Raw genomic sequence first — 11,848 nt, 5'->3', positions numbered from 1 at the left:
AATGAATGACGCCCACGTGGAAAATAAAAAATATCCACGTGGAGATTTGAGATTTCCCACGTGGATATTCGAGAAAGGAGGGAATCAGACGAATTTCCCCGTAAAGATATGTTATTAGAGGTTAGGGGTTAGAGGTCAGCGGAATGTTGTCACACTCAATTGTTGTCAAGGCGGTGTTCTTTGACACATCCAAGCTAGTCAGTTGATTGCTGGAACACACAAGCTTTGTTAGGGCGGTGTTCTTTGATATGTCCAAGCTCGTCAGTAGATTCTCGCTGCAGTCAAGCTGTGTCAAGAAGATGTTCTTTGAGATGTTCAAACTGGTCATCTGATTGTTGAAGCAGTCAAGTTGTGTCAAGATGGTGCAGCCAGAGACATTCAAGCTGGTCAGTTGATTACAGCAGCAGTTAAGCTTTGTCAAGAAGGTATTCTTGGATACATCAAAGCTGGTCAGTTGATTGCTGGAGCAGTATAGCTCTTTCAAGATTGTGTTCTTTGACACCTCCAAGCTCGTCAGTTGATTCTCGTTGCAGTTAAGCATTGTCAAGACGGTACAATCAGAGACGTTCAAGCTGGTCAGTTGATTGCTGGAACACCAAAGATATGTCAAGAAGGTGTTCTTTGACACGTCCAAGCTGGTCAGTAGATTCTCGCTGCAGTAAAGAACTGTCAAGGCGGTACAATCAGAGACGTTCAGGTTAGTCAGTTGATTCTCGCTACAGTAAAGCATTTCCAAGGCGGTGTTCTTTGACACGTCCAAGCTCGTCAGTTGATTGCTGAAGCAATAAAGCTTTGTCAAGGCGGTGCAACCCGATACGTCCAAGTTAGTCAGTTGATTCTCGCTGCACCGAAGCTCTGTCAAGGCGGTGTTCTTTGACACGTCCAAGCTCGTCAATTGATTCTCTCCACAAGAAAGCGTTGTCAAGGCTCTATTCCTTGATACATTCAAGCTCGTCAGTTGATTGCTGAAGCAATAAAGCTTTGTCAAGGCGGTGCAACCCGATACGTTCAAGCTGGTCAATTGGTTGCTGGAACACTCAAGCTTTGTTAGGGCGGTGCTCTTTGACACGTTCAAGCTGGTTAGTTGATTGAGTTGACACCAAAGCTTTGTCAAGGCGGTGTGTTGCGACAGATCCAAGCTGGTCAGTAGATTCTCGCTGCAGTCAAACTCTGTCAAGGCGGTGTTCTTTGAGACGTTCAAACTGGTCAGTTGATTGCAGCAGCAGTCAAGCTTTGTCAAGGCGGTGTTCTTTGACACGTCTAGGCTGGTCAGTTGGTTGTAAGAGCACTCAAGCGATGTCAAGGCGGTGTTCTGAGACAGATTCAAGCTGGTCAGTTCGCTCTCCCCGCAATTAAGCGATGTCACATCGCCTCGGATGGTAATCGTCTGGCTTTTAATCGTGTAGAACTTGAAACCATCCTCGCTCATTTCTCCAGTCTCTAGGGCTCCATCGATGGCGATGTCGCCTTTGGCCAAGATTCCCAATAAGATCTCCTCTCCGATGGCCTTGGAGGTGGTCATCGTGATGATGCCTTCGGCGAGGAGAGAGCTGGAGGTGAAGAGCGTGCCGAGGAGCACAAAGAGCCAGATGCGGAGTTGCTTATCCATAGTGTAGTTAGAGATTAGAAGTGGGGGGAGCGGTGAGGGTTCTGCCGTGTGAGTGATGTCTTCTGCGAAGTTATGCCTTTGTTTTGAGGTATGCAAGAGATTGGAAATTAGAGGTTAGACGTCACCATGTAGGGACGCACGATGAGTGTCGAGTCGGAGGGCGTCCGTTGTGTCAAAGGTTACAGCATCGTGATTTAACGAGGACGGACGCACGACCGTGCGTCCCTACAAAGGGCTACACGTCAGACAGTTCTGATAAAAAAAAAAGACCTCGCTAGAGGTCCGACGCATCGTGCCCGTCGGTCGGAGGGGCTACGTCCCCGAACGACCGATGGATAGGCGAACGTGGTAGGAGGTCGACCCCTTGTGGGTCGGATTAAACGAAGCTTAAAGTCCCAGTCAGAGTACTCTTATTGTTGAACTTCCCAGTTTTTCTTCCTTGCGGTAGTTACGTCAGCCACGCTACACCTGTTTTTATCCCCTTTCTTAGAGAAGCGACTTACTACCCAAAGAGAACCACTACTCATACCCTTTCGATTGGGAAGACTATTCACCAACTTGGTCATAGCCTCGCCATTGATACAATTACTGAAGCAATAAAGAGCATCCAATCTAGCACATCCAGATATGTTCAAGCTCGTCAGTTGATTGATGCAGCATTCAAGAGACTCCAAGGCAGTGTTCTTTGACACGTCCAAGCTGGTTAGTTGATTGTCGGGGCAGTTAAGCTCTGTCAAGGCGGTGTTCTTTGACAAGTCCAAGCTCGTCAGTTGATTGCCTCCACAAGAAAGCGTTGTCAAGGCTCTATTCTTTGATACATTCAAACTGGTCAGTTGATTGTCGAAGCAGCTGAGCGATGTCAAGGCGGTGTTCTTTGACACGTCCAAGTTCGTCAGTTGATTCCATGAGCAGTCAAGCTTTGTCAAGGCGGTGTTCTTTGACACGTTCAAGCTGGTCAGTTGATTTTCGGAGCAGTAAAGCTCTGTCAAGGCAGTGTTCTTTGACACGTCCAAGCTGGGCAGTTGATTGCCGTAGCAGTTAAGCTCTGTCAAGGCGGTGTTCTTTGACAAGTCCAAGCTCGTCAGTTTGCTGCTAAAGCAGTCCAGAATTGTCAAAGCAGTGTTCTTTGACACGTCCAAGCTGGTTAATTGGTTCTCTCCACAGTATAGCTCTTTCAAGGCGATGTTCTTTGAGACATCCAAGCTAATCAGTTGATTGCTGTAGCAGTTAAGCTCTGTCAAGGCGGTGTTCTTTGAGACATCCAAGCTGGTCAGCTTATTGTCGCTGCAGTAAAGTATTTCCAAAGCGGCACTCTTTGACACGTCCAAGCTGGTCAGTTCGCTGAAGGGGCAGTCAAGCTCTGTCACATCGCCTCGGATGGTAATCGTTTGGCTAGTGAGCCTGTAGGGCTTGAAACCGGACTCGTTCGCTTGTCCAGTCTCTTGAGCCCCTTCGATGGTGACGTTACCATTTGCCTTGATGATCAGTTGGATTTCCTCTCCGACTCTTTCGGAGGTGGTCATCGTGATGATGCCTTCGGCGAGGAGGGAGCTGGAGGTGAAGAGCGTGCCGAGGAGCACGAAGAACCAGATGCGGAGTTGTTTGCACATAGTCTAGCTAGAGGTTAGAGGTTAGAATTGGGGGGGAGCAAAGGCTCTACCTGCGCTAGTACATCGTCCAGGTCGGCTAGGGTAGGGGCTTGGAGCATTGCTATGCGTAGCGCACGAAAGTTGGGGATGCCCTTAAAGAGTGGTGTGGCGGCTAGGTGGCGACGACTATGCAGGATGCCTTTGCGCTCGTCCAGCTTCTCGATATTCTTGTGAACGATCTCTTTGAGGATCTCCAGCTGTTGCTGGGAGGTTAGCTGAGGAGCGGTAAAGGTCGGGTCGACGGCTGCGCGCATTTCGCCAAAGATCCATGGCTGTCCGATAGCTGCTCGTCCGACCATCACCCCGTCCACCCCATAAGTGTCAAAAGCGTACCGCACCTCCTCGCCTGTCGTTATATCGCCATTGCCGATGATCGGGATCTGGATCTCAGGATTGGAGCGCACCGCACCGATCAAAGTCCAGTCGGCACTCCCCTTGTACATATCGCTGCGCGTACGCCCATGGATGGTCAGAGCTGCGATGCCACAAGCTTGTAAGCGTGGTGCCAGCTCGGTGATGATAAGACTGTTGTGATCCCATCCTAGACGCGTCTTGACCGTCACGGGGCAACTAGCCGTAGTGACCACTGCGGCGGTGATTTCGAGGAGTAGCTCGGGTTCACGAAGCATACCACTGCCCGCCCCCTTGCCCGCGACCCGCTTGACGGGGCAGCCGAAGTTGAGGTCGAGTAGGTCAGGCTCCAGTTGGCAGGCGATACGAGCCGCCTCACACATCGTCTCCACATCACGACCATAGATCTGTATGGCGACGGGACGCTCTGCTGGGTCTATACGCATCTTGCGCATCGTGCTGGGCACGTAACGCACGAGCGCATCGGCACTGATGAACTCGGTGTAGACGAGGCTAGCACCAAACTGCTTACAGAGCAGGCGAAAGGGTGCATCGCTCACATCCTCCATAGGTGCGAGCAGTAGCGGTCTAGAGCCTAAGTCAAGGGTGCCTATCTGCATAGCTATTCTTCTGTCGGGGCGAAGCAGGTAAACTGTACGGCGCTGTAGGACTTGTGCCAAGCGAAGCGAGGAAACTCAGCAAAGTCCACCGTGTCGGGGTGCTCTAGTACAAAGATAGAGCTAGGACACCACGCTTTACTGGCAAAGAGTAAGTCGGGTATATCCTTGATCCACGGTAAGTTATAGGGTGGATCGGCAAAGATCAGGTCGTAAGGCTCCCCATCGTACTGACGTAAGTACTGCTCTACCGAGCGGTTAAGGACGAGGAGCTGCTTGGTCGAGAGGATCTCCTTGTCTAGCGTGTTAGCGGCCGACCGGATGAAGGCTGCATGCTTAGGATGCTTTTCGATTGATGTCACCGAGGCTGCTCCCCGTGAGACAAACTCTAGAGAGATACTCCCGATGCCCGCAAAGAGATCTAGCACCCGCATACCCTCTATGTCATATTGAGCTGAGAGGCTGTTGAAGAGTGCCTCCTTAGCAATATCTGTCGTGGGGCGAAGTGTCAGCCCTTTAGGCGGGGAGAGACGACGACGACCATATTTGCCTGCTATAATGCGCATAGCGATGACTCAATCAAGCGTACCAGTAGTCTGTCGGCATGACAGACACGTCCCAGTCGGCAGTCGTGAACTGTCGGTAGAGTGCCTGCAGCAGCTCACCTACCAAGCTATCAGTACCAGCCGTCCCGTCGGATAGTATGATGGATACAGGAGCCGCATGATCCACAGAGCCATCTAGGTATACCTTACTTAAGAAGTAGAGGACCTGGTAGAGATGATGCTGCCAGGTGCGGTAGCGAGGCCAACTGTAATGATTAGCCCGAAGCAAGTTCCCCGACTGACATAGTACCAGATCGCAGCCACCCTCGACCAGCTCGACACCTAGCGAGAGCCCTGTCTGAAGCGACGACTGTCGCAACACCCGCTGTGCAAAAGGAAAGATCGTAGGGGTAAACAGGCAAGCTACGAAGCTACGCTGCAGGAACCCTTTGAGTAGGTGACTAAAGCCTACAGCCAAGCTAGGCTTGCCGTCGCCCAGAGCGTATGAGTCGCTATAGTACTGCTCCTCGTCGGCAAAGATAGGCGCCGTCAGTCGCCACCAGTGTACATCTTGCTCTCCGCTCATGCCGCTCGGTATGACCACATAATGAGAGGCGGGGTAGAGCACGCGGACCTCTCCCTCAGGATCACTGAGGATAGGGTGCTGTGCGATAATGTCTCCCCACAGAGTCGAGACACGAGACCAATCTACTGGCACAAACTGGCTTTGACCCTTAGTGTGATAGCCTTCCTGTGCAGCCACCCCTGTTTCTTCCCTTGAGAGATCATGTAGATAGACAAAGCCATCTGCAGTGAGTCGCAGGGTGAGCGATGAGACGGCAGATGTCTGTGTGTCTTTAGGGAATGCTGGTGGTTGCTGCATAGTAATAAGTATACAAGATTCAGACGATAAACTTCAAGCTCCAATCTCTATAACTATCTCTCGAGAGGTTTACCTCTTTTGTCGAGAGCGTAAGGATCAGCAGAAGATACTTGAAGCTTATTGTCTGAATCAGTAGAGCAGTATCCCTACTACAGACGAAGTTGTAGAGGGGGTGGAGGAGTCTTAAGACTACTCCCAGTTGCCTGTGTTCTTGACCTCCTTGAGAGATCCTAGAGCTAGTCCAGGATATCCAGTGCCTTGGTAGCGAGCCTCTGCATCCTTGATAGCTGTGTTGAGGAGCTTATGATCCTGATCAGCTAGGTAGACAGAGAGAGGTACAGCTGTACGGAATACGGGTACCATCACGACATCCTCACCGATCTCCTGAGCGATAGATGCTGTGTCAATCTCTATGACTGACTGGGGGAAGCCAGGTACCTGTAGAAACTCCTCAGGGGTCATACCATCCTTGAGCAGAGAGTCGCGTGCGCTAACCCACACTGTGTCACGTACGATCAGCCCCTTAGCAGCGGCCTGACGCTCATTCATGCCAGCCTCACGCATAGCATCGGTGTAGTCACCCTCAGAGCGAACGTAAAAGACCTTACCATCAGTAAGGAACTGACGAAGCTCATCTACGGGAGCGTAGCGGTTGTAGACATCATGAAAGGCTTTCTCTACGTGTGCCACCTCTTTCAGACGTACCTGAATGGGTGCCTCACGAGCAATGCGTGTCTTGGAGAATCGCTCTGGTGTTAGGATGCTCATGACTGCTAGATAGCCTACGACAACTGCTGCTATCAGCAGAAGGACGGTCATTAGTTTTCTCATAATATCGCCTATAAGTTTTGTTGTGTTGATTACGCTAATTAGATAATGTGTGACTTAGATGCCTCCGAAGAGTACGAATCAAGAGAGGACAAACCATTTCACAGCGCAAATATACGCTTTTCTCAATAGATAGAGCAATATCTGAGGAGTGACAGCTCTAGAATTTCGCTTATTCTGTGGCTGATTGTTCATTTCGTAGTGCTGGGGAGGGGTGCAAGGTTGGGACATTAATGGGATAGGTCCTCTTACGCTCCGATACGCTCTTGCCTTCCAGAAAGCTGACTTCCACGTGGATATCGTCTCAGCTCCCTCTCTGAGTGCAATGAGTTACCTGAACTATTCTCTAGGCTACATAATATGGTTCTCTCTTAGGGAAAAAGTGGCTATGCCACGTTCGGTTTTTTACCCCACAATGGCTATTACAGAATTATTAAGTACCTTTGTGGAGCGGTCTCGAGTGAGAGAAAAAGATTGACTCTCTTTTTTCCCTTCCGAGGGGTCGTCTCACATGATCTTACTGCACCCCCAAAACAGTGAGACCATGTAAAGAGGTATAGGTGGTGTGGAGGCTTACCCCCAAAGGGCTTTCCATGGCTCCTATGTCTCGTACTATAGCTCAATCATCAAAAAAAACGTGGTGTACACGTATTTCCCCTATTATGAATCAAAAAACTATAGTCACGGGTGTGATTGGTGCTGACGCACATGCTGTCGGCAACAAGATCATTGCCTATGCCCTCAACAATGCAGGGTACAAAGTGGTTAACCTAGGTGTCATGGTCTCTCAGGAAGAGTACATAGAGGCTGCTCTCGAGACCAAAGCGGATGCTATCCTCGTCTCCTCACTCTATGGACACGGCGAGATAGACTGTCAGGGACTTCGCGAGAAGTGCGACGAGGCTGGTCTCAAGGGCATCCCACTAGTTGCCGGAGGCAATCTAGTCGTTGGTAAGCAAGACTTTGCAGAAGTGGAGTCTCGCTTTATGGCGATGGGCTTTACCAAGGTTTATCCTCCTGGCACACCGATCGAGACTACCATCGCTTATCTAGACTCAATCCTCGCAGATAAATAAATAGTAGTATGCACTATCTTACGGTAGACTTCGGTAGTACCTACACGAAGTTGACTCTGATAGATGTAGCGCGTGCGGAGATAGTGGCGACAGCCTCTGCCTTCACGACCATCACGACTGATGTGCTGGAGGGCTTTAACAATGCCTGGCAGAAGATACTGACGCAGCACCCCGATGCTCACTACGATCGCCTCCTCTCTTGTAGTAGTGCGGCTGGTGGACTCAAGATGGTAGCACTGGGACTGGTTCCCTCGCTCACCTCTAAGGCGGCCAAGATGGCTGCCTCCTCGGCGGGTGCTAAGGTGGTCAAGACCTACGCCTATGAGATCTCTCACGCCGAGCAGGAGGAGATTTATAAGATCAATCCAGACCTGGTACTCCTGTGTGGCGGTACCGATGGGGGCAATAAGGAGGTAATCCTCGCTAATGCACGTCGTCTAGCAGAAATCGATAGACCCTTCGCAATTGTCGCAGCAGGTAATAAGTCTGCCTCTTATGATCTAGAGGAGATCTTTGCGCAGTGCGATAAGAAGTGCGTCGTCACGGAGAACGTGATGCCCGAGTTCGGACAGCTCAACATCCTGCCGGCTCGTCAGTGCATTATGGATCTCTTCATCAGCCGCATCATCGATGCTAAGGGACTGGGCGAGGTGCAGAAGCGTGCCGAGCTGGAGATTATCCCGACCCCCTTTGCGGTTCTCAAGGCGTGCGAACTACTGAGCAAGGGCATTGACGAGGAGCACCCTGGCTGGGGCGACCTGATGGCTGTGGATCTAGGTGGAGCGACGACCGATATTTACTCGATGACAGACGGAGCTCCGTCGATGGACAATGTCCTGATCAAAGGCATCCCCGAGCCTTACAGCAAGCGCACCGTAGAGGGTGACCTCGGTATGCGCTACAGCTTGAAGGCACTGGAGGACGAGACTGACGTCAAGGCTCTAGCACGAGCTTACGGGGTCACGCCTGAGGCAATCGTTGACTGGGTAGAGCGCTGTGCGGCTAGTCCTGACACAGTGGCTGAGCCTGGCTCGCAAGAGCAGGTGATCGAGGAGGCTCTGGCATACAGTGCTGTAGACATAGCTGTGGAGCGCCATGCGGGCGTCATTAGCAAGGTCTACACGCCGATAGGCGAGATGTTTACCCTCGTTGGCAAAGACTTGACCCAAGTGCCACGACTCATTGGCATTGGCGGCGCACTGATCAATAGCTCTGACCCAGCTCGTATCCTCTCGGGGAGTCGCTTTAACCCTCAGAGATACGAGTATGCGAAGCCCAAGGAGCCGCAGTTTTACCTAGACAAGCGCTACATCATAGCGAGCATGGGGCTACTCAGTCAGGTAGCTCCCGAGGTAGCTCTCACGATCTTGCAGCGAGAGGTACTACCTATATAATATAGACATACAAAAGACTCAATCACTCATACAGATTCCCCTATCACATGGAACTTAGGAATAAGCGAATAGACAACGATACCTTCTACAAGGAGCGTAAGGAGGTTCTCGCCTCATGGCCTACGGGCAAAGATGTCAACTTTGAAGAGGCTGTCGAATTTCAAAAATCAATTCCCGAGGAGAAGATCTTCGGCCGTAAACTTGCTCAAGCAGACGCTGAGGGGCGTACGCTCATACAGCCTCGTGCTGGTGTGGCACTATACACGGAGCATATCAAGCTCTTGCAGTTTCTAGAAGAGGAGGGCGGTGCTGATCTGCTCCCCTCGACGGTCGATAGCTACACACGTCTCAACCGCTATCACGAGGCTGAGAATGGTATCATCAAGAGTAAAGAGTCGGGACGATCTATGCTCAACGGCTTCCCGATCGTCAACTACGGTACCAAGATCTGCCGTACGGTCACCTCTGCACTCAAGAACCCAGTACAGGTGCGCCACGGTACGCCTGACGCACGTCTTCTTACAGAGATCTCTATCGCTGGAGGCTTTACCTCTTATGAGGGTGGCGGTATCTCGTACAATATCCCTTACTCTAAGAACTTCTCTCTCGAGAAGACGATCATGTACTGGCAGTACACGGACCGCCTCGTAGGTATGTATGAGGAGGCTGGCGTGAGCATCAACCGTGAGCCCTTCGGCCCTCTGACCGGTACGCTCATTCCACCCTGTATCTCCAACGCTGTGGCCGTCATCGAGACGCTACTCGCTGCTGAGCAGGGTGTCAAGGATATCACCGTGGGCTATGGTCAGTGCGGTAATGTCATCCAGGATGTCGCAGCTATTCGCTCGCTCCGTGAGTTGACCAATAGCTATCTCAAGGAGTACGGCTACGATGATGTACGTGTCACGACCGTCTTCCACCAGTGGATGGGCGGCTTCCCACAGGACGAGGCAAAGGCCTTTGGCGTCATCTCCTGGGGCTCAGCTACGGCAGCTCTAGCGAAGGCTACCAAGGTTATTGTCAAGACTCCGCACGAGGCGATGGGTGTCCCCACCAAGGAGGCAAACGCCGCTGGACTACGTGCTACCAAGCAGGTTATCTCTATGCTTCGTGACCAGTCACTCATAGACATTCCTGTGGTAGAGCAGGAGTCTGACGTGATCGTTCGAGAGACGAAGTGTATCCTCGATAAGGTCTTCGAGCTGGGCAAGGGCGATCTAGCTGTCGGTACGGTTGCTGCCTTTGAGGCAGGCGTGCTGGACATCCCCTTTGCGCCTAGTCGCTACAATGCGGGCAAGGTACTACCTGCTCGTGATGATAATGGTGCCGTACGTATCCTCGACACGGGTCATCTGCCCTTTACGGAGGATCTCAAGGCATTCCACCGTGAGAGACTTGAGGAGCGCTCACGCTTCGAGAACCGTCCCGTGAGCTTCCAGATGGTTATCGACGATGTCTACGCCATTGGCAAGGGCTTCCTCGTCGGCAGACCGTAAGCATTAATCTATAATAGTGCTATCCCTGTGGGGGTAGCACTCTTTCTAGCAATCAATTCTAATAATCCAATAAATCCAAGTAATATGAAGATCAAGAAGGTAGTCTGTGCCCCAGGCAAGACAGGATTCTTCTTTGACGACCAGAAGGCCATCAAGAAGGGCGCTAAAAACGATGGAGCCTTTTACTCTGGCGACCCCGTAACTCCAGGCTTTACGTCTGTACGTCAGGCAGGTGAGTCCATCTCTGTCCTCTTTATCCTAGAGGATGGCTCTATAGCTCATGGTGACTGTGCAGCTGTACAATACTCAGGGGCCGGTGGGCGTGATCCACTGTTCCTCGCTGAGAACTTTATCCCAGTCATCATGAAGGAGATCGCTCCGCTCTATGAGGGCAAGGAGATAACCACGTTCCGTAAGATGGCAGACCTCGTTGACAAGCATGTCAATGCAGACGGCAAGAAGTACCACACGGCAATCCGCTACGGTGTCACACAGGCTTGTCTAGACGCTGTCGCTAAGAGCCAGCACAAGCTCATGGCGCAGGTCGTCGCTGATGAGTATGGTACGAAGATATCAGACACGATGGTCCCCATCTTCTCGCAGAGTGGCGATGACCGCTATCTCAACGTCGATAAGATGATCATGAAGGAGGTGGGCGTACTGCCACACGCTCTCTTTAATAATGTAGAGACCAAGGTAGGCCTCAAGGGCGAGAAAATCAAGGAGTACCTCCAGTGGCTCCGCGACCGTATCGTCACGAAGCGTCAGAACCCCAACTACCAGCCCGCTATCCATATCGACGTATATGGTACGCTGAGCATCGTCTTCAACAACGACTTCCAGCGCATCGCTGACTATCTGAACGAACTCTCTGAGATCGTTGCTCCCTTCGAGCTTCGTGTCGAGGGTCCTGTAGATATGGACGGTCGTGAGCCACAGATCGAGGCTTTGGCTAAGATCCGTGAGCTACTTGATGCCAAGGGCTCTAAGTGCCAGATCGTCGCTGACGAGTGGTGCAACACGCTCGAGGATATCATCGCCTTCTCTGAGCGCAAGGCTGGACACATGGTTCAGATCAAGACGCCTGACCTCGGTGGTGTCAACAATGCTATCGAGGCTGTCCTCTACTGCAAGCAGCACAACATGCGCGCTTATCTGGGTGGTACTTGCAATGAGACCAACCGCTCAGCAGAGGTTTGTGCCAACATCGCTATGGCTACCTCTCCCTGCCAGTGCCTCGCTAAGCCTGGTATGGGTGTTGATGAGGGATACATGATCATCTTCAACGAGATGAGCCGTGTACTCGCTCTCAAGGATGTGCTGAAATAGATTTTAGAGATTAGAAGTTAGAGGTTAGACTTTAGCTAACAGCCAAAAGCCAACAGCCAAAGGCTAACCTC

The 11,848-nt window shown here is 51.5% G+C and carries 10 protein-coding genes; 4 read left to right on the top strand and 6 right to left on the bottom strand.

Annotated elements, in window-relative coordinates:
• Positions 1-121: 121 nt before the first annotated feature.
• The 6 genes from RDM37_RS03540 to RDM37_RS03515 form a co-directional block, all read right to left on the bottom strand.
• Entirely contained in the window at positions 122-1,609 is a 1,488-nt protein-coding gene (locus tag RDM37_RS03540) for a leucine-rich repeat domain-containing protein (RefSeq protein ID WP_308555050.1), read from the bottom strand.
• Positions 1,610-2,019: 410 nt separating this feature from the next.
• Entirely contained in the window at positions 2,020-3,219 is a 1,200-nt protein-coding gene (locus RDM37_RS03535) for a leucine-rich repeat domain-containing protein (RefSeq protein WP_308555049.1), read from the bottom strand.
• Positions 3,220-3,233: 14 nt separating this feature from the next.
• A complete protein-coding gene (dusB, locus tag RDM37_RS03530) occupies positions 3,234-4,229 on the bottom strand; it encodes a tRNA dihydrouridine synthase DusB (RefSeq protein WP_308555047.1) in 996 nt (331 codons plus the stop codon).
• A 2-nt stretch (positions 4,230-4,231) separates the two neighbouring features.
• On the bottom strand, positions 4,232-4,792 hold the full coding sequence (locus RDM37_RS03525) for an RsmD family RNA methyltransferase (RefSeq protein ID WP_308555045.1): 561 nt from the start codon (positions 4,790-4,792) through the stop codon (positions 4,232-4,234).
• Between the two features lie 13 nt (positions 4,793-4,805).
• Positions 4,806-5,654, bottom strand: coding sequence for a DUF3822 family protein (locus RDM37_RS03520; RefSeq protein ID WP_308555043.1), 849 nt, complete (start codon positions 5,652-5,654; stop codon positions 4,806-4,808).
• Between the two features lie 189 nt (positions 5,655-5,843).
• Entirely contained in the window at positions 5,844-6,485 is a 642-nt protein-coding gene (locus tag RDM37_RS03515) for a hypothetical protein (protein WP_308555041.1), read from the bottom strand.
• A 659-nt stretch (positions 6,486-7,144) separates the two neighbouring features.
• On the opposite strand from RDM37_RS03515, the gene glmS reads away from it, so the two are divergent.
• The 4 genes from glmS to RDM37_RS03495 all read left to right on the top strand — a co-directional run bounded on the left by glmS (position 7,145) and on the right by RDM37_RS03495 (position 11,777).
• Complete coding sequence (gene glmS, locus RDM37_RS03510; protein ID WP_297114073.1) at positions 7,145-7,558, top strand: methylaspartate mutase subunit S; 414 nt, start codon at positions 7,145-7,147, stop codon at positions 7,556-7,558.
• Positions 7,559-7,566: 8 nt separating this feature from the next.
• Positions 7,567-8,952 carry a methylaspartate mutase accessory protein GlmL gene (gene glmL / locus RDM37_RS03505; protein WP_308555039.1) on the top strand — a complete coding sequence of 462 codons (1,386 nt, stop codon included), beginning with the start codon at positions 7,567-7,569 and terminating at the stop codon, positions 8,950-8,952.
• Positions 8,953-8,999: 47 nt separating this feature from the next.
• The gene (locus RDM37_RS03500) at positions 9,000-10,448 is read left to right on the top strand and encodes a methylaspartate mutase subunit E (RefSeq protein ID WP_308555037.1); all 1,449 of its coding nucleotides are present in this window, start codon (positions 9,000-9,002) and stop codon (positions 10,446-10,448) included.
• Positions 10,449-10,532: 84 nt separating this feature from the next.
• A complete protein-coding gene (locus tag RDM37_RS03495) occupies positions 10,533-11,777 on the top strand; it encodes a methylaspartate ammonia-lyase (RefSeq protein ID WP_025884375.1) in 1,245 nt (414 codons plus the stop codon).
• Positions 11,778-11,848 lie beyond the last annotated feature (71 nt).

Origin of the sequence: uncultured Porphyromonas sp., from assembly GCF_902489635.1 — a bacterium.
Classification (GTDB): domain Bacteria; phylum Bacteroidota; class Bacteroidia; order Bacteroidales; family Porphyromonadaceae; genus Porphyromonas.
Note: the sequence above shows the minus strand (reverse complement) of the source record. Positions and strands in the feature narration are given on the sequence as shown.